This window comes from Bacillus cereus group sp. BfR-BA-01524, from assembly GCF_022662595.1.
In the GTDB taxonomy this organism is placed as follows: domain Bacteria; phylum Bacillota; class Bacilli; order Bacillales; family Bacillaceae_G; genus Bacillus_A; species Bacillus_A thuringiensis_S.
In genome coordinates, this window is sequence record NZ_JAKUDW010000020.1 from 26,996 (window position 1) to 46,403 (window position 19,408).

Genomic DNA, 19,408 nt, shown 5'->3' on the forward strand with positions numbered 1-19,408 from the left:
AGGCAAAATAAAAACCCCAATCTCTCTATATTAAAATTGAGAAACTGGGGTTAAGTTACTTAACAATATTTTTCATTTAAAACAGATAACTAATTAATAATCCTGCTGATAATAAGAAGCCAAAAATCGTATTTGTCATCGCTGTTGATTTCATTGCGATGCGCATATATCCAGGATCCTTTGCCCCTTTTTGGAAACTTTGAATTGCAGAAATTGGCTTTCTCAAACCTAGGAACATAACTAATGCCCAAGGGCTTATATAACCCATTAATACAATTACGGCAATCCATAAATACGCAATGAAAAAGGCTACCGCTAGTGTTACCACAGCTTTCTCTCTCCCAAGGAGGATTACTAATGTCTTTCTTCCACCTTTAATATCTTCTTCGATATCTCGGATGTTATTCGACATATTGATTGCACCTACTAAAATTCCAATTGGAATGGAAATCAATACACTTTCAATCGTTACAGTATTCGTTTGAATATAGAAAGCAATGAGTACAAAACATGTCCCCATTAACAACCCAGAAACTAATTCTCCAAACGGGGTGTACGCAATTGGTAATGGACCGCCTGTATATAAATAGCCAACTGCCATCCCAATTAAACCAATAACCACTAACCACCAACTACTATTCATACAAATATAAATGCCAATAAAAGCTGCTACGACATATAATAAAAGCGCAACTGTTAACACATTTTTTGGCTTCAATCCATGACGGACAATTCCGCCACCGATGCCAACGGATTCAGCGGTATCTAATCCACGTTTAAAATCATAGTACTCATTAAATAAGTTCGTTGCTATTTGCAGCGCTAAACATGCAAGCATCATCGCAATAAATAAAAGCCAATCAATTTTGGCAACATAAAGTGATGCCACTGTCCCTAAAATTACAGGAGAAAACGTCGCCGTTAATGTATGCGGGCGCGTCATCTTCCATATTAATTTAGCGGAACTAATTTCTTTTTCATTCCCCATAACTCTGTTCAATCTCCCTACATTTTAAGTATAAAATCGCTAGAAGTATTTTTCTATCTATTGTCTACTTCACATCCATTCATTATATCAATAAATGATTATCCTTTCTAACAAATCTACTTTTAATAAAGTAAAAAATTATAAAATGAAACTTTAATCAGTGAGGGCCCATCCCCCACTGATTAATAGCCCACACCAATCTTGCTTTTACGTGCATCCCGACACTCCCTCACATTCGCCGAATTTTTAAGGAGGGCGTCTTACCCACCCGCAAATATTGAGATAAATAAAAGAGCCAACTCATATGAGCTAGCTCTTTCATCTCTTATTGTATAAAAATTCAATAGTTACGCTACATTGAAAAACAGATAGATCCTACTTTTGTAGCCCATTAATAATGGTATCTATATTCCATTTCATCATTTTCAAGTAAGTATCTCCATCCTCACCTGATTTACCTAGTGAGTCTGTAAAAATTGTCCCTGCAATCGGTACGTTTGTTTCTTTTGAAACAGTTTCCATGCTACGTCGATCTACACTTGTTTCAACAAATAAAGCTGGCACTTTGTTTGTTTGAATTGCACTTACAACATCTCTAATTTGATCTGGAGTACCTTGATTCTCTGAGTTAATTTCCCAAATGTATCCCGTCTTAATGTCATATGCTTTTCCAAAGTATTTAAAAGCACCTTCACTAGAGATTAAGAAACGTTTTTCTTCAGGAATTTGATGAATTCTGTTCACTGTCTCATCGTGTAACTTTTGAAGTTCTGCTACATACTTATCGGCATTTTTAGTATAGAACTCTTTATTTTTAGGGTCTTCTTTAATTAATGCCTTCTTCACATTTTCAGCGTATAAAATACCATTTTTAATATTCATCCAAGCATGTGGGTCTGGTTCTTTTTCTAATCCTTTTGTTTCTAAGTAAATAGCTTCTACACCTTCACTTACTTTATAAACCGGTGCATCTTTCGCTGATTTATTTGCCGTTTTTAATAGCTTTTTAAACCATGCTCCACCTTCTTCTAGGTTTAATCCATTGTAAAATACCATATCTGCATCTGTCATTTTCATAACATCTTTTGGTAGTGGATCATATTCATGCGGGTTAGCTCCGATCGGAACAAGACTATGAATCTCAACTTTATCTCCGCCAATTTGCTTCACCATATCATATATAATGGAGTATGTAGTTACAACTTTTAATTTTCCACTGCCCTCTTCTTTTCCATTTGTGCTACTAGAACACGCTGTTAATGCAAATACGAAAATACAAATTACCGATAATAAAACATTTTTAAATTTCATTTTTATCCTCCAATCAATTATGACAACTCTGCTCTATTTTTTCTAATTTTGATAGCTCTCCAAAACAAACCTTGTGACGGTGAGAAAAAGAATGCCAATGCGAACAAGAATGTTGCGACAAGAACAATTGTTGCACCTGAAGCAAGATTGTAAGAGAAACTAAAATATAGCCCTACTACAGATGAAAGTGCACCAATACCTGCAGCTAAATAAATCATGACCCATAAACGATTTGTTAATAAATACGCTGTAGCCGCTGGTGTAATAAGCATAGCGACAACTAGAATAATTCCTACAGTTTGAAGTGAAGCGACTGTAACCATTGTAAGTAGAATCATTAAGCCATAATGAATCCATTTGTTCGGTAATCCATAGCTTTGCGCCATCGTTGGATCAAAAGTAGATACGAGTAATTCTTTGTAAAATAAAATTACAAGACTAATAATGACCACTCCGATGATAAGTGTCATCCACATATCAGAAGAACGAACTGATAGAACATTCCCGAATAAAATATGGTACAAATCAGAACTACTCTTCATAAAGGTAATTAAAATAATTCCTATCGCGAAAACAGATGTAAACATAATCCCTATCGCCATATCATGTTTAATTCGACTATTTTGACTTACAAATCCGATTCCAACTGCAGTAATAACACCTGTTAAAACAGCTCCTATGAAATAGTTCATTCCAATCATATAAGAAAGCGCTACTCCAGGAAGAACGGCATGTGAGATCGCATCCCCCATTAATGCCATACCTCGTAAAATAATAAAACATCCAATGACACCGCAAATAATTCCTACCATAACTGAAGTTAATAACGCCTTCTGCAGAAAACTATACTGCGTTAATGCATCTATAAATTCTACAATCTTCATGATGAATGTACCTCCGCTGCATTATTAAACAATATGCCGTGATTTACATACGCTTTTGACATAACAGTTGGTTCTAATACTTGCCTTACTTCTCCGTAATGAATTAAGCTCTTATTCAATAATAGTAATTTATCAAAATAAGATTCTGCTTTACTTAGGTCGTGATGTACTACGACAATTGTTTTCCCTTCTTTACGTAACTCCCTAAGAATTTTAATAATTGTCTCTTCACTTGTTACATCAATTCCAACAAACGGTTCATCTAAGAAGAAGATTTCTGCCTTTTGTGCTAATGCTCTCGCTAAAAAGACACGTTGTTGTTGTCCACCTGAAAGCTCACCGATTTGACGATTCTTAAATTCCTCCATACCGACTTTTTTTAGACATTCAAAAGCCCAATCTCGATGCTCTTTCTTCGGTCTTTTCATCATCCCTAAAGATGGATACGTTCCGATTAGAACAACATCTAAAACTGTAATCGGGAAATCCCAATCTATATCACTCCTTTGTGGTACATAAGCAACATGCTTTCTAGCACTTCGAATATCCTCTCCAAGAACTTGAACATATCCCTTATCACTTGGAATTAGATTTAAAACAGCTTTCATTAAAGTAGATTTCCCCGCACCGTTTGGACCAATAATTCCAACGAGCTTTCCTTTTTCAATATCGAAGGAAACATTTTGAACTACTTGATTCCCTTGATAAGATACAAACAAATCTTTAACAATTATAGCCTCATCCATTTTTTATGCATTCCCCTTTCTTTTTTTCGTATATGTAATTATTTTGCACAAAGGCAACTTTTAAACAAAAAAATATAACACGAATGTAAATCCGCATTTAAGTTTCCTTAGGGAAACTTTTTTATATGAGTCAAATTATATAAGCTAGACACAAATTTGTAAACTGATTTTTACTAATTTATGAATATATAATAAAAATCATTATCACTGTGGAACAAAATATATTATCTATTTTATAATTTTTCAAAAAAGATATTACTGTGAAAAATAAGCAATATAGTATAAAAGAGAAAGAATCTACTCATATGAATTGGCTCTTTCTCTTTTAAAATATGTAATACACTCTACAGCAAAAAAACTATGCTTACGGTCAAATCACTTCCAAACAACACCTCGCCGCTCGTATTCCATTCTATATTCAACTGCAGCTGCAATTTTGGGACTTGCGAACCTTTCCGTGATCCAAAGACCTAAATCAAGCCCTGAAGTAACTCCTCTTGCAGTAATACTATCGCCTTGATCCACAATTCTGTAAGGAAGAAGTTCTGCTCCATATTCACTCATTTCATGCTGCGCTAAATGGTGCATTGTCGCCTTTTTACCACTCAATATACCGGATGCAGCTAGTAACATACCTCTTGTACAAACTCCCGCAACGATCGTTCCTTCATTGTGCATTTCTCTAATTATTTTAGTTAAAGTACCAAGCTCTGCTTGCTTTCGTGCCCCGTTCTCAGCTTTATGATTCCAGCCACCACCAGGTACAATTAACAAATCTGGACGATTATCCATTCGTAAAAAATCATGTAGTTTCACCGTAACTCCAAATGAAGTAGTCACTTCTTGTTTCCGTTCACTTGATACGAGTTCAACCGTAAATGGAGCACCTTCTTCTATTGCTCTTTTGAGTACCTCAAAAGGTGCAAAGGAGACAAGTTCTCCGAAACCATCAAACAACACTATTTGTATTTTCATTTTTAGAACACCTCATATGGTTTCTTTTTGAATCCCAAATTAGGAGGATACATGTTATTTACAAATTAATAATGAAGATAGTCTTTCTCCCCTCACTCTATAAACTTCCAAATATTCTTCTAATTCCCTCTCATCACTTATTATACTTAGCGTTTTCTTCACAAAATCCCAATTCAAACTACCGGATAACCATAACAATGAAGAAAGTCTCTTATAATCATTTGAGGTTACAATATTATTAGCCTTATATCCTTCTAAAAATGAACTAGCAACAATTGAACATACTTCATGCGAATGTATTCCTTCTGTTCGAGAATACCACTTTATTAAAAAGGCTAACCCTTCAATGCGGTCAACATAACTAATAGATTCAAAATCCACAATTCCTTTTACCTTTTGACTTTAATCCCATAAAACATTCAAAGGATTTAAGTCTGTTTGTACGATAAACTCTAATTCACTCGTATATGCACACGCTATATGATATTTAGCAAGATCTATGTACTCCCGTAATTCCTTACATGCGCTTGCCTTACTTTCTAACATATCAATAAACTGGGCATACCCATCCAAATGTGATTTCTTTTGAAAAATCGAGCTTTGAAATGTACTAGAAATATCATGAATCTTTCTTACTTCCTTTCCGAAGGCTTTTGCGATAGCTTCTGTACAATGCGTAATATGTTTTCCTTCGATCCAATCAGACAATACAAACCGGTACTGTTCATCATTCCAAGTGACTAATGTAAATGACTCCCCTGACTTATTCTTGTTAATTTGCATAAAAGGCATTCCATGCTCACGTAAATAATACGTATACCTCACTTGCTCTTTCAATTGTTCATTTGATAACGCTCCAAAAGCTGGATTTATTATTCGCTTGCTATTCATAAACCGTGCGGAATATCGCTTTCCATTTACCATAATTTTATAGTGTAAATCTGTATGCCAGCTATTTTTATGTAATTCTTCTTCCACCATTAGTGTATGGATTTCTTTAAAATAATTTATTAATACGTCTTTTATTATGTGTTTCATCCTTTTTTCCTTTCATCTGAAAATTTTTTATTACATACTACTTTTATGATTACTATCTCGATTACTCTAAAGACCAAAATTTTATTCATTGTTAATGATCAATATTGTTCTATACATATTTAATAGAGGTATACTACCATTCTAACTATATCATCCTCACATAATATTCTGTATTTGTTGAGATAGTTGTTATAAGCCAATGCAATAGTGACTATATATAGAAAAAAGAGCCAATCCCCTATACAATAAAAGATTGACTCTTTACCTTATTTACTCCCCTGTTTCAGAAAATCGCTTTATACGCTCACCAATTTCATCACGAACACGTTGAAATTCAGACCACTCTTTTCCTGCTGGATCATCAAATCCCCAGTGAACACGATTCACGTGCGGCGGAGTAGATGGACAAACAGAATCCGCATGACTACAAAGTGTAACGACTAAGTCAGCACTATTTAAAATGTTTGCATCAATTATATCTGATGTTTGATTCGTTATATCGATATTTACTTCATCCATTGCTTTAATCGCATTTGGATTTACTCCGTGTGCTTCAATACCTGCAGAATATACATTCCACTTATCACCTAAATATTGTTTCCCCCATGCTTCTGCCATTTGGCTGCGGCATGAATTTCCTGTGCATAAAAAGTAGATTGTCTTTTTGTTTTCCATGTTGTTTTCCACCTTTGTTTTTAAGTTGATTGATCATTAAAATATTTACGTTTAAACCAAAAAGCGACATTTACAAATGCAATCATGACAGGTACTTCGACTAACGGTCCAATGACAGCTGCGAATGCTGCACCCGAATGAATACCAAACACACCAACAGCTACCGCAATTGCTAACTCAAAGTTATTACTACCTGCTGTAAATGCTAACGTTGTAGTCACCGGATAGTTTGCACCAATTTTTCTTCCCATAAAGAAAGAAACAAAAAACATCACAATAAAATAAATGAGTAATGGAATCGCTATTCTTACTACATCTAGTGGTACGCTAACAATCATTTCCCCTTTTAAGGAGAACATAACGATGATTGTAAATAGTAATGCAACTAATGTAAGTGGACTAATCTTCGGTATAAACACCTTTTCATACCACTGTCTTCCTTTTAACTTAACGAGTACAAAGCGTGTCAACATACCTGCTATAAAAGGAATTCCCAAATAGATAAATACGGATTTCGCTACTTCTACCATTGTAATATCAACAATAGCCCCTTCAATTCCTAACCATTCTGGAATGACTGTTACAAACACATATGCATAAACGGAGAAGAATAACATTTGGAATACCGAGTTAAAAGCGACTAAACCTGCTGCATACTCTTTATCCCCATCGGCAAGGTCATTCCACACAATTACCATTGCAATACAACGTGCTAAACCAATCATAATGAGCCCAACCATGTACTCTGGCTTATCAGGAAGAAAAATAATTGCTAAAACAAACATAAGTACCGGCCCAATAATCCAGTTTTGTACTAAAGATAACACTAACACTTTTACATCTTTAAATACTCGGCCCATTTCCTCGTAACGAACCTTTGCTAATGGTGGATACATCATGACAATTAAACCAACAGCAAGCGGAATAGACGTCGTTCCAACCTGTAATGTATTCAGTCCGTCTACTACACTAGGGAACACAAACCCTAAACCAATCCCAACAGCCATCGCTAGAAAGATCCATAGTGTTAAATATCGGTCTAGAAAAGATAAACGTTTCATTTTATTTTCCATCTCCTATTAACAACAAGAATTTTTAGCTACCTCATTTGAAGTCGTGCAACAAGATGGATCTTCAATTTTATGAACATCACTTTGTGCTTTCGTATAAAAGAACTCCCACTCGTTCCCATCAGGATCCGTTATCCAAAACTTATCTTGCACTGCATAGCAACAAGTCGTATCCATCTCATCACGCGCAAAGAAACCTTCTTTTTCTAATCGTTCTTTATGTACTGTAATTTCTTCAGCTGTATCCACTTGAAAACCAAAATGATTTACCTGATTTCCATTCACTTCATCTCGTACGTTCAGCGTGAAATTAAGTCCTGGCGTCTCTAATAAAAATTTTGCATAATCCGTTTTCACCTTAACTGGTGATACACCAAATACCTTTTCATAAAATTCAATAGACTTCTCTAAATTCGTAACGTTTATACCAACGTGAACATATCTCATACCTTATTCCTCCTCTTTATATATCATTAATCAATTTTTTTTGATTAATAGTACAAAATTTTAACAGCAACTACCTTTTCCTGTTTTTCTAAAGATACAGCATAATTCTTCTGATAATAAATTGTTTACTTCCGCATCATTTAAATCATAATAACTCCACGTACCTTTTGTTTCTTTTACAATTAAACCTGCATCTAATAAAATCTTTAAGTGATAGGACAACTTAGATTGCGTCATTTCAAAAATCTCTGTTAAATCACATACACAAGTCTGGCCTCGCTGGCAAAGTTTATACATAATCTCTAAACGTTTTTGATCAGCTAATGCTTTAAATTTTTTCTCATATAACTGAAAATTTTGTGCCATTGTAGTTCACTCTCCTTTCATCAATTTTTTTTGATATTTATAGTATATACGCCGTTTAGTTCTTTATGCAACTAATTCATCAAGTTTTTTAATTTTTAAAAAACCTTCCTCGCATTATATCTTTACAATTAAAAAGACCCTAGTTTATTCAAAAATGAAAACTACGGTTCTTTTTACAACTTAGTAGTTAAAATATTTCTAAGGAATGGAGTTTCTATAGCTACTAAAAAATATTAATCTGATGTTTATAGGGTGCTGCCCCTATAAACAAAACCCACCAGAAACATCTAAAATCTGCCCTGTTACCCAGCGACTATCAGAAGAAGCAAGGAACGCTACTGCATCTGCGATATCTTCAACTTGCCCTATTCGTCCGAAAACAGATGAATTCGTAGCAAAATTTCGTATTTCCGGATTATCTAGCAATTTTTCATTAATATCTGTCTTCGTATATCCAGGCATAATTGTATTCACTGTTATACCTCTTTCTCCAAGATGCTTAGCTAGAGGAAGTGTCATCGTATTTAATGCACCTTTACTTAAACCGTATGCAATTGAGCCTGTAAAACCGAGTCTTACTTCAGCTGACGAAATGTTAATAATACGCCCCTCTGCTCGTAGTAACGGCAATGTTTGCTGAATTAAGAAGAACGGCGCCTTAATATTTACGGACATAATTTCATCAAAAACTTCTTCTGTCGTATTTTCAATCGTTCCTTGTGTACCTATCCCTGCATTGTTTACTAAAATATCAATCTCTGATGTACCAACTTTTATTTGTAATTCATTCTTTAACTGTTCTACTAGCTTTTTGACACCATCAATTGAATTGAGTTCAGCTTCAATTAAGAACGCTTTTCCTCCATTAGATTCAATCTCACTAATCGTTTCATCTGCAGCTGTTTTATTTCGGCCGTAGTGGATTGCAACTAATGCTCCATCTTTCGCCAATCTCATCGCAATCGCACGGCCAATTCCGCGACTCGCTCCTGTTACTAACGCTACTTTCCCATCAAGATTCTTCATTTTCTCCATCCTTCCTAAATTTCCGTTTGATGAATGCTATACTTATATTTTCATACAAACACCAATAATTTTAAATATAGATTTATAGGCAATTTAGTTCGTTCACTTATGATATTATAGTTATAATTTGTGATTTACTTAAAAAAATAAAATAAGGTGGCTACACAATGCAAAACGCAGTAAAATTGGATGAAATCGATCATAAAATTATGAACTTGTTGTATGAAAATGCGAGGATTTCTGTTTCAGAAATCGGACGAATTATATCCATGACGCAACCTGCTGTAAAAGAACGAATTAACAAGCTTGAAGATCAAGGAGTTATAGCAGCTTACCGAACGAAATTTGAGCCTTCCAAAATTAATAAAAACATTCAAGCATTCATCATGTTTAAAACGAGCCAATGCTCTGATTTTATCCAATTTTGTAATGCCGCTCCTGAAGTAACAGATTTATATCGAATTAGTGGGGAGTTTAATTATATGATGAAAGTCATGAGCGATTCGATGGATTCTCTCGCTGCATTTTTAGACTCTTTAATGCAATTTGGCTTTTCGTCTCCTTTAATTGTTTTAAAGAGTGAGTTTGAGGAGAAATTGTCGTTCTAATAAGAGGACACTAAGGTAGAAATATCAAGTGTATGTGAAAAAATTCTTTTATAATATAATAAAACCAGCCATAGGCTGGTTCTTTTTTCATTCAATTTCCTACTAAAAATCCCGGGTATAATCCCCCTTCTCACTTACCCTTGATTCCTCTGCGCCTCTTTAAACTCCTCCTTCACCTTCTCTAACAACCCTTCTTCCGTAATTAATCGATACGCCGTATTTGCTAATGCTTTTGCCGATGTAATTAATGCTTTATCTCCAAGTTCTGAACGTGCTGCTTCTCTAAATTCATTCGTATGTGCAATTAAGTCATCTGGTCCGATTTTAATGTACGGATGGATTGTCGGTACGACTTGACTTACGTTTCCTGCGTCGGTTGAACCGATCCCTACTCTTTCTTTACGATTTACATCTTCACCTAATAGTTCTAGTTCTTCCGCTACGATATCGTTATATGTTTTTGTTACGAGTAATTCATCGATTTCATTTTGGAATTGATGGATTTTTACTTTTGCACCTGTTGCTAACGCTGCTCCCTCAGCAACGTTTCTTACTTTTTCTGTTACTTCTGCACATCTTTTTCGCGTTGCTGCGCGGATGAAGAACCTAGCTGCGGCATAGTCAGGAATAATATTAGGTGCTTTTCCGCCCTCTGTAATAACGCCATGAATTCTCACGTCTGACGGAAGTTGTTGGCGAAGTGCGTTAATACCGTTATAGAGCTGAATAACCGCATCTAATGCATTAATCCCTTCTTCTGGTGAAGCTGCAGCGTGAGCTGTTTTTCCGTAAAAATGAAAATCAAGTGGATCGACTGCTAGTGAAGGACTCGTTGTCGCTGTCTTTCCGCTTGGATGAATCATAAGCGCCGCATCAATGTCTTTAAATAAACCTGCCTTTACATAACTTGATTTCGCGCTACCATTTGGCCCGCCTTCTTCTGCTGGTGTACCAAACACAACAACTTCCCCGCCAATTTCTTCAAGCGTTTCTGATAATGCAATTGCTGCTGCAACGCTAATTGTGCCAATTAAATTGTGACCACACGCATGACCGAGTCCTGGTAAAGCGTCATACTCTGCTAAAAATGCGATGACTGGTCCTTTTTTTCCTGAACTTTTTCGCGCAATAAAACCTGTTTCATGTCCAGCTATATTGTGTTGCAGCTGAAAACCAGCACTCCCTAGTAATAAACTTAACGTTCTTGATGCGTAAAACTCTTGGTTTCCGATCTCCGGATTCGCATGAATGTCATGACTTGTTTCTATGTACTTTTCCTTATTTCTTTCTATACTTTCTTCAATTGCTTTTCTTTGTGACGCTACTCCTGTCGCTCCCATTTTTCTTCCTCCTTTATTTTCACGTAAAAAAGCCTCTTTCTAAAAGATAGAAAGAGGCTTCTGTATATACAGTCAAAATGAGCTTCTTTCTTATCTTTCAAGTTACCTTGCTGGAATTGGCACAGTATTCATAACGAATCCGCTGCCGAGGTATCATAGGGCCAGTCCCTCCACCTCTCGTGATAAGAATTTTCATAAAATTATATTAAATTACATTTATTCTAAGTTCATTCCAATTAAAAGTCAAGGAATTCATATCCGAATTTACCGAATATCTAAAAATCCTTTTAATACACCAATTGTTTCTGGTGCTTGCAGTCTTGCACATATGTACGGGAATTCCGTACTACCTTCAAACATCATTTGAGATGTGAGAGGTGCGCCTGCCCAGAAGATTTCATCATCAATTACAATAAACGGGAATGCTTTATTTTGTCTTTGTAACTTTACATTTTTCAGCGGAACTGGTCCGTCACTATAAACTGTTATTTGTGCATTTGTACGCATTAACGCTTGCCATACTCGTTTATCTACTTGTTTCGTACTTGGAAGTGAAATAATAATGTTTCGTTTTGCGGCTAAAATATCTTTTAATAGCCCTTTCGTTTCCTCAAGATTCATTTCCATAAACCAGCGTAGACGTTTCGAAATTTTCCGTTCCCACAATTGTCTTGATGTCGTGCGGTCATACACATCTCCATGACGTTCTATATGAGCTGTTAATTGTGATAACGCTTGTTTTCTCGAAAGGTTTTTACGCATATAATGGCAATCTGATAATTGAATGAACTTCCCTCTCGCCCTTGTCACTGCTACATTGACGAGCCGATGATTTTTATGGTCAAAGAATAACACGCCAGGTCGTTCTTGCGGATAACTGTCAACCGTATCAAAGATCATCATATCTCTTTCAGAACCTTGGAACTTATGAACTGTCGCCGCTAAAACTGGTATGTTTTGATATTTCGTTCTCTGCAACATTTCTCTAATACACGTCGATAAAAAACGTGACTGCGCCCTGTATGGTGTCACAACACCAATCGACTGAACACCGTCTAACAATCCGATTAACATCATTTGCATCGCTACTAAACCAGACATAATGTTAAAACGTGAACCAGAAGCAGCATCTTTTAACGAAAAAGCTCCCATTTGGCTCGTATCAAATAAAACACTCGCTTCATTTGCGAACGGCTGCAATTGCGCAAGTTCTTTACGCTCTGAAACAGACGGATGATCATATACTCTGTTTTTATAAATAAATGAATTCGTAAACTTCGATATATCCGCATGCATACGTCTTTGTTCCTGCAACATAAATAGGTTCGGATGTGCTTCTGATTTATTTACAGAATCAACAATCCCAGCATGGTAAAACATATCTTCCCCAAGCCATTTGCGAACGAGTTCATGGTTCGCCATCGCAATTGGAGGTAATTGTAAAAAATCACCACAAACGACGATACGTTTTCCAAGTGAAGCAGCTAATGCGATTTGCGGAACGAACGCCATACTCACTTCATCTACGACAACTAAATCAAATGTACGCTCATAAATTAGCGCATCAATTGCACATTTTGATAGAGTTGCACCAATTACTTTCGCATTTTCAATATATTCTTTTTCTACTTCTTTAATTTTCGCTTTTTGTTTTCGAAGATCACTTTCAATCTCCTGCATACGCTTCTTATCAGAGGACGTTGCCTTATAGGATAAGATTTTTTCACGAAGCTCTTGGCGTGTTTCTTCTAAGTAGAGTCTTTCCTCACCCCATGATCCGTTCGTCGTTTCAACTAACTTAGATGCAAGTAACGTTTCATGATTTCTTATATGTTCATGTTGACTATAACCGTAACGAACAATTTCGCCAGGCGTCCATTTCTTTTTCTTTTCAATTTGCTTCGTTACTTCACTCATTAATACGTCTACTGCCGCGTTACTATGAGCTAACACAAGTACCGATTTTCCTTTTTGATAATGAGCCGAAATAATACGTGATAAATTGTAAGACTTCCCTGTTCCAGGTGGTCCCCATACGTACGTTGTCGGATTGTAAAACGCGCGATATGCCAGTTCATTTTTTGGATTTTTCATCTTCTCAATATGCTTCGGACTACTCGTCCCATCAACGAGACGCTTTATACGATTACGTTTCAACTTATCTTTACGTGCTTCTTTCAATCGCTCTTGCAGTTGCTCTAAAAGTTGCCACGGTTCACTGTATAAAACCGCTTCTCTTATTTCACCTTGTATATAATCATTTAATTTCAATTCTATTTCTAATCCATGTACAGATAATACTTCTCCTGTCGCTTCCTCACCATCGAACTCAATTCGAATTGGTGAACCTTCAGGTAAGCTTACTTCCGAAATAAGCTGAAATACATACACTGTATTCTCATAATCTGTATATAAAAAACGACCGTTCATGATAGAAATTTTACTACCACCTATCGTTTTCCAATGTTTAATTTCATATGCTAATGCATAATGCCACTCTTTCATCGTTTCCGATAATGAAGGAGTTTGAGTAGGTGTATTCATCGTATAATCTCCTTCCTTCTCCCCAAACATACTTTCTCACTATACCATACAACACGCTAAAATTTGTAAGGTTTTTATCTTGCTTATTTTCTCAATTTTCAATATTATTTTATATATAATTTTCAGAAAGAAGGAATCTACATGCCAGTTAGAAGAATCGAACACGTAGGACTTATGGTTGCAAACTTAGAAACATCTATCTCATTTTATGAAGAAGTAGTTGGCTTACAGCTCATTAAACGTATGGGACACCCGAATCCAGACTTAAAACTCGCTTTTTTAGGTGTAGAAGAATCGAAGGAAACGATACTCGAACTCATTGAAGGCTACAATTCTTCTCTTCCGGCAGAAGGAAAAGTACATCACATTTGCTTTAAAGTGGATTCATTAGAAGATGAAATCGAAAAACTAAGAAAACACGAAGTAACTTTTTTACTAGGAGATGCAATCGAAACATTACCAGATGGAACACGTTACATATTCTTCGCTGGTCCTGATGGGGAGTGGATTGAGTTTTTTGAGACGGAGAGATAGAGTGAAACTTTACATCAGAGGCCATCCCCTCTGATTATTAACCCACATCGGTCAAGCCATTTAATCGAGTTAGTTTGTGGGAGGTGGAAAAGCATGAAAAAATTTTCTCGAATAGGAAAAATATTATTAGGTTTTGGCGCGGGTCAATTGTTTTGGGGGCTTATAATGCTTAATGGAACTAATTTATTTGAGCACACGGGTAGCACTGTGAAGTATAGTATTCTAATCACCGGAACAGTTTGTTGCATTGCATCTAACTTTTTTAGAGAACCACAGAACTAACTAATAAGTGAGTTATACTTCCTGTTATAAATAACTTTTTTATCAACATAAGGAGTAGAAACTGATGAATACAGTTTTTATTATCGTTTTTTGGGTACTTATACTATTTCCACTTCTTAATATAATCCTGATAAAGAAGTGGAATATAAGTCCCATTGATCTCATGGGGGTGTAACACCTTCTTTTTCAAATTCAAAGAAAAGTTTTTATTTTTCAGCATAAAGCATTATAACTCAACTGTTTTCATACAAAATTTCATGCCAAAAAAGAAAAGCGAGGATTCCTCATATCCCCGCTACATCAATGATGTATAAAATCCTATATAAGAGATACATAGACAAAAAAACAAGAACCCCTGTACATACAAGGATTCTATGAAAGTATTTGCTACCGATAATAGGACGTTATGTTAACTACATATGTATACGATATTCACCCGAAAAATGAGATAGTTCTTGTTCGACTAACTGGCAAGATAGTTCAATAAGAAAAGGACTTTATAAATCAAAAAAAGAATAATGCTATATGGGTTTCTTTGCCCATTCCTCCCAAAAAAGGGGGAATAAGCTATGGAAAGTATTGAGCTTAATTTAGAATATTGTAGGGTGATAAGTCGATGATAGGAATAAGTATAGCAACCAAGTGGGAATATGAAGCGACATTAGAATACTTTAGCATAAAAGATAACGAATGTTTTGGTTATCCTTATGGCGAGTATTTCATGAGAACAATTAATAATACTGAACTTGTTTTTTATAGTACCGGTGTAAGAAAAGTAAATGGTGTTGGTGGTAATCAGTATATGATTTCCAAATTTAATTTAACTAAAGTAATCGTTGCTGGAACATGTGCAGGAATAGATAATAAGTTCAATAATTTGGATATTTTTGTACCCGATAAAGCTGTTCAATATGATTGTACAGTAAAAGAAATTGAGCCTTTTATTAAACAATCCTTTATAGTCGATATTGATCTATCAAAATATGGAAATGTTTTTTATACCGGAACAATTGGCACCGCTGATAAAGCAGTAGTTATGTGGAAGGACTATTTAGAACTTAAAGAAAACGAAATAATAATAGCCGATACAGAAGCGGGCGCAATTGCTTATATCTGTAAGAAGAATGATGTTGAGTGCATTATTATAAAAGGAATATCTGATTTTCCAACAGATGAAAGTAACTCTGATAAATTTGAATCGAACATTGAACAAATTAATGTTTATTTAGAAAACACCCCCAAAGTTATGAATAAAATATTTGGCGAATATTTAAAAAAATTTCTTTAAATAAATTTAAAGTTAATAAAAAAGATAGAAATGGTCGATTCTGTATTATTCCCCTTTTTCGGGGGATGGGCAAAGTTATCCAACTTCCAATAACGAGAATTATGTAAATAAGCAGTCCATGTGGACAGCTTATTATTTTTTTGCTTAGCGTGCAAAATTCGCATCTTGTGGGTGGTACCCCATCGCTGTCAAGCTAAGCTCATACAACATCAAAGTCATTACAGCTCCATGAGTGCCCAATACTACTTTCTGTCCTCGGTAGGTGTTTAATAATTCTTTTGAGACTTTTATAGCATGTTTCTGACAGTCGATATTAGACTCTCCTCACGTTAAAGGAAATTCGGGGTCTAAGTTAGGATTTTTACTTTCAAAATATCTTAGCGTATAAGGGGATAGGAAACAATTCCCGGTATTAGGGGCCACTCTGGGATTTGATTACAAATAAAAAAGAACTTTATTCAAATCCCTTTAATCTACGATAAAGATCGACCTAACTTACACATGTAATTTTTCATATTTGTTTAAAAATCAAATATATATTCTCTACACTCCCCAGTTATCAGTAGTTCATGTATTTAAAAATCTCAAAAGGTCCTTTTAGATTTTCTGAAGAGACTTTTTACTTAAATAAAGTATACTAAAAGCCGTAGGAGTTTAATGCCTACCACTTTGTAAAAGGATCTTGATTCACTATAAAATATCCTCTATAGGTTTATTCTTAAAATTTACTTTTAACTTGATGTTGATGTGACGTAATCTTAAATATTTAGAAATTTAAAAAGCCCCCTAATATTGTTAAAGGGGCTTTACTCATACGAATGATAATTTTTATAAATAATTGCTAAATAGTGAATTTACATAAATGCTTTTAGAAGCTCTTGAACTAATGGGATTGCTCCACCTATAAATTTTAAAACTGCCATTGCGATTTCCATATTATTTCCTCCTCTTTTGTTAGTACTGGGATGTGATTAAACTTTATACCCTTATTATAGTAAACGCTTACATTTGTAACAATACATTTCTGTATGCAATATTGCATATTTATACGTTTTGACAATATTTGACCTCTATTAGTCATTCTTTAATGATACCATAACGAAGTGAGAGTCTTTAAGGGTTCTCCTTAATAGGAGGAAATATGGAGAAAGTGCAAGATATTTACAGTAATCTAAAATTTAAAAGTTGGTTTAAACAAGTATTAGCTGTAGGAGGAATATTAGGATTCTGCTACTTGGTGTTATATGGTTTCTGTTTTTTAGTTGATATGTAAATATTATACAACTACACTAGTGGAGTCTTGCCTACAGAGGTAAGACTCTTTTATTGTACTTGAGATGAACAAACTACATACAATAGTCTTCAGTTTCTCTTTATGGTTCCTTGTTCCTCTATGTTCTAGACCCACTATTCCCTATCATTGAAAGTAAATAAACTTCTATTTAAAAATTTCCATTTATATTAAAAAGCAAAGCATAAGTTGTATTCCATTTCGGTACAATTTTTTATCTTTGAAAAGGACTTAAATCTTATTAATAGATTTGAGTCTTTTTTGCATACGTTAATCTCTATATAACCATATAAATATAATATATTAAAAACAATTTAAATGCAAGAATACTTGTAGAGGAACCGCCAGCACTTCGGAAAAAAACAAGTTAAGCTAAAAAATACAATAAGCTGCCCATATGGACAGCTTATTTACATAATTTTCTTTATTGGAAGTACACTTAAGGCCATTTTTAACTTAATAGGAGTCTAATATCTCAAGTTTCTTAGCTAATACCCAGCTATTTAGACCTAAATATGCATAAATATTGTAATAAAAATAATTCCCGTTTCTCAATGTTTCCTATAATCCTTTAATATCTTCATAGAATATAGGCCAACCTTGCATTAAGATATTATATATATATTTCTTACTACAAATATGGACGGTATTATCCTTGTTGCAGTTTTAATTTTAATCAAGTCTATTGTAATTATACAGATTGAAATACCTATTCAATTTCAAAAATAGCAAAGGAAATGTATATAAAAAGATCACTTGTCTTAGAAACAAGTGATCTTTTCATTAGATATACTGCAACTTGCTAACAGCAGGTAATTGTTATCCTATTCATCTGTTCAATAGGTATTATAATACATTTTTTAGTTATATAGACGGAATTGTTTCTAATGAAATGAGACCAAAAATATTTCAAAAGGTACCATAAATTATTTAGTGCTTTAAAAATGCAAATTTGAACCTTTCGAAGCACTAAATCAGGTAGATTTTAATAAACTTCAAACTTTGTCTGCATCAGGATCTCACAATTGAGCCTGAGTAATTAATGCTGTCAACATAACAAAAAGAGTCCTGATTGAAACAAACTCTTTTATGAGTTTTTACAAGTATAAACTTTTAAACACATAATTACATTTCTATTATTTATTTTACCACTTGTACAGATGCTGGTTTCCACCCCTGATTCTCTACCCAATCAATATTAACCTTATATTTTTTATTACTTTGTTTATCTCGTACATTACCGTAGGCTTTATTATTACCATTATTTCCAATAAAATCGAAAATCAATTGGCTCTCTGGAACATCAACAGCATAAGAGATTGCTTTTTTCATCTCACTCCAATCTACTGTTCCTTCTTTAAATTTCATTTCAGGTTTTGCTCCTTGCTCTGTACCAATTGGCTTCCATGACGGATTAGTTTGAGGATCCTTTTCTTGAGATACTGTTTTTTCTTCCTCTTTATTTTCATTTCCGTTCGTTTTTACCGATTTTTCTACTTTTTGTTTCCCTTCTAACTGTGCTGCTTCTTTATCTTCGCTTTTCTTTTCTTCTATCTTTGCTATTTCTTTATCTTCAGTTTTCTTCTCTTCTAACTTTATTGCTTCTTTATCTTCAGTTTTCTTCTCTTCTATCTTTGCTGTTTCTTTATATTCAGTTTTCTTCTCTTCTATCTTTGTTACTTTCTTTTCTTGAGCAATTGCTTTCGTTGATGTATTAGAAGGGGTAAACAATTGGTATGTCACTATACCAACTGTCACTAATACCAAAGTAAATGCAATATTAAAAATTACCTTTTGACGACGATTCTGTTGTTTTTCTTGAAATCTGCTTACTTGTCCCATTCTTCAAACCTCCGTGTTTACTTTCTCCTCTACTCTTTATGTATTATCCCTAAAATTCTTAATATTTTTATTAAACAATAGAAATAAACTACACTTTCCATACAGGATTTCATATCATAATATAATTTGTGTTTTTTCAAGTATCTGACATAT

The 19,408-nt window shown here is 34.5% G+C and carries 18 protein-coding genes, 3 pseudogenes and 1 riboswitch; of the genes and pseudogenes, 5 read left to right on the top strand and 16 right to left on the bottom strand.

Features of this window, described 5'->3' with window-relative positions:
* Positions 1-76 precede the first annotated feature (76 nt).
* The 11 genes and pseudogenes from menA to MR170_RS09515 form a co-directional block, all read right to left on the bottom strand.
* A complete protein-coding gene (gene menA / locus MR170_RS09465; protein ID WP_242308075.1) occupies positions 77-988 on the bottom strand; it encodes a 1,4-dihydroxy-2-naphthoate polyprenyltransferase in 912 nt (303 codons plus the stop codon).
* A gap of 375 nt (positions 989-1,363) precedes the next feature.
* A complete protein-coding gene (mntA, locus tag MR170_RS09470) occupies positions 1,364-2,299 on the bottom strand; it encodes a manganese ABC transporter substrate-binding protein/adhesin MntA (RefSeq protein WP_242308078.1) in 936 nt (311 codons plus the stop codon).
* A gap of 17 nt (positions 2,300-2,316) precedes the next feature.
* Positions 2,317-3,183, bottom strand: a complete 867-nt coding sequence (locus MR170_RS09475) for a metal ABC transporter permease (protein ID WP_242308080.1) — start codon at positions 3,181-3,183, stop codon at positions 2,317-2,319.
* A complete protein-coding gene (locus MR170_RS09480) occupies positions 3,180-3,929 on the bottom strand; it encodes a metal ABC transporter ATP-binding protein (protein ID WP_071759155.1) in 750 nt (249 codons plus the stop codon). The genes MR170_RS09475 and MR170_RS09480 overlap by 4 nt, the downstream gene beginning before the upstream one ends.
* 375 nt (positions 3,930-4,304) lie before the next feature.
* Complete coding sequence (locus MR170_RS09485) at positions 4,305-4,904, bottom strand: DJ-1/PfpI family protein (RefSeq protein WP_242308082.1); 600 nt, start codon at positions 4,902-4,904, stop codon at positions 4,305-4,307.
* A 54-nt stretch (positions 4,905-4,958) separates the two neighbouring features.
* Positions 4,959-5,942 (bottom strand): annotated as a pseudogene (locus MR170_RS09490) (phosphotransferase).
* Between the two features lie 270 nt (positions 5,943-6,212).
* Positions 6,213-6,617, bottom strand: coding sequence for an arsenate reductase (thioredoxin) (gene arsC / locus MR170_RS09495; protein ID WP_242308083.1), 405 nt, complete (start codon positions 6,615-6,617; stop codon positions 6,213-6,215).
* Positions 6,618-6,637: 20 nt separating this feature from the next.
* Entirely contained in the window at positions 6,638-7,678 is a 1,041-nt protein-coding gene (arsB, locus tag MR170_RS09500; RefSeq protein ID WP_242308085.1) for an ACR3 family arsenite efflux transporter, read from the bottom strand.
* Between the two features lie 18 nt (positions 7,679-7,696).
* Positions 7,697-8,134, bottom strand: coding sequence for an ArsI/CadI family heavy metal resistance metalloenzyme (locus tag MR170_RS09505; RefSeq protein WP_016081036.1), 438 nt, complete (start codon positions 8,132-8,134; stop codon positions 7,697-7,699).
* 60 nt (positions 8,135-8,194) lie between these two features.
* Positions 8,195-8,500, bottom strand: coding sequence for an arsenical resistance operon transcriptional regulator ArsR (gene arsR, locus MR170_RS09510; RefSeq protein ID WP_242308087.1), 306 nt, complete (start codon positions 8,498-8,500; stop codon positions 8,195-8,197).
* Between the two features lie 261 nt (positions 8,501-8,761).
* Entirely contained in the window at positions 8,762-9,526 is a 765-nt protein-coding gene (locus MR170_RS09515) for an SDR family oxidoreductase (protein ID WP_016081035.1), read from the bottom strand.
* A 167-nt stretch (positions 9,527-9,693) separates the two neighbouring features.
* Between MR170_RS09515 and MR170_RS09520 the strand changes: the two genes are divergently transcribed.
* Positions 9,694-10,134: an Lrp/AsnC family transcriptional regulator gene (locus MR170_RS09520; protein WP_242308089.1), complete on the top strand. Its 441-nt coding sequence runs from the start codon at positions 9,694-9,696 to the stop codon at positions 10,132-10,134.
* A 134-nt stretch (positions 10,135-10,268) separates the two neighbouring features.
* Here MR170_RS09520 and MR170_RS09525 read toward each other — a convergent pair whose 3' ends face one another.
* Both MR170_RS09525 and MR170_RS09530 read right to left on the bottom strand, forming a co-directional pair.
* A complete protein-coding gene (locus tag MR170_RS09525) occupies positions 10,269-11,474 on the bottom strand; it encodes a M20 family metallopeptidase (protein WP_098640883.1) in 1,206 nt (401 codons plus the stop codon).
* Between the two features lie 87 nt (positions 11,475-11,561).
* Positions 11,562-11,663, bottom strand: a riboswitch (SAM riboswitch).
* Between the two features lie 75 nt (positions 11,664-11,738).
* Complete coding sequence (locus tag MR170_RS09530; protein ID WP_140163704.1) at positions 11,739-14,048, bottom strand: AAA domain-containing protein; 2,310 nt, start codon at positions 14,046-14,048, stop codon at positions 11,739-11,741.
* 111 nt (positions 14,049-14,159) lie between these two features.
* On the opposite strand from MR170_RS09530, the gene MR170_RS09535 reads away from it, so the two are divergent.
* The 3 genes from MR170_RS09535 (at position 14,160) to MR170_RS09545 (ending at position 16,122) form a co-directional block, all read left to right on the top strand.
* Positions 14,160-14,552: a VOC family protein gene (locus MR170_RS09535; protein ID WP_043937132.1), complete on the top strand. Its 393-nt coding sequence runs from the start codon at positions 14,160-14,162 to the stop codon at positions 14,550-14,552.
* A 93-nt stretch (positions 14,553-14,645) separates the two neighbouring features.
* Positions 14,646-14,834: a hypothetical protein gene (locus MR170_RS09540; protein ID WP_016081030.1), complete on the top strand. Its 189-nt coding sequence runs from the start codon at positions 14,646-14,648 to the stop codon at positions 14,832-14,834.
* 616 nt (positions 14,835-15,450) lie between these two features.
* Positions 15,451-16,122 (top strand): 5'-methylthioadenosine/S-adenosylhomocysteine nucleosidase family protein, encoded by a 672-nt coding sequence (locus MR170_RS09545; RefSeq protein WP_242308091.1) that lies wholly within the window; start codon positions 15,451-15,453, stop codon positions 16,120-16,122.
* Positions 16,123-16,275: 153 nt separating this feature from the next.
* Here MR170_RS09545 and MR170_RS09550 read toward each other — a convergent pair.
* Both MR170_RS09550 and MR170_RS32465 read right to left on the bottom strand, forming a co-directional pair.
* Positions 16,276-16,485 (bottom strand): annotated as a pseudogene (locus MR170_RS09550) (histidine phosphatase family protein); the annotation flags it as partial.
* Between the two features lie 491 nt (positions 16,486-16,976).
* A pseudogene (locus tag MR170_RS32465) lies at positions 16,977-17,164 on the bottom strand (hypothetical protein).
* Positions 17,165-17,263: 99 nt separating this feature from the next.
* Between MR170_RS32465 and MR170_RS32230 the strand changes: the two are divergent.
* Positions 17,264-17,395, top strand: a complete 132-nt coding sequence (locus MR170_RS32230; protein ID WP_254913550.1) for a hypothetical protein — start codon at positions 17,264-17,266, stop codon at positions 17,393-17,395.
* A 1,158-nt stretch (positions 17,396-18,553) separates the two neighbouring features.
* Here MR170_RS32230 and MR170_RS09555 read toward each other — a convergent pair.
* On the bottom strand, positions 18,554-19,255 hold the full coding sequence (locus tag MR170_RS09555; RefSeq protein WP_242308093.1) for a DUF1510 family protein: 702 nt from the start codon (positions 19,253-19,255) through the stop codon (positions 18,554-18,556).
* Between the last annotated feature and the right edge of the window lie 153 nt (positions 19,256-19,408).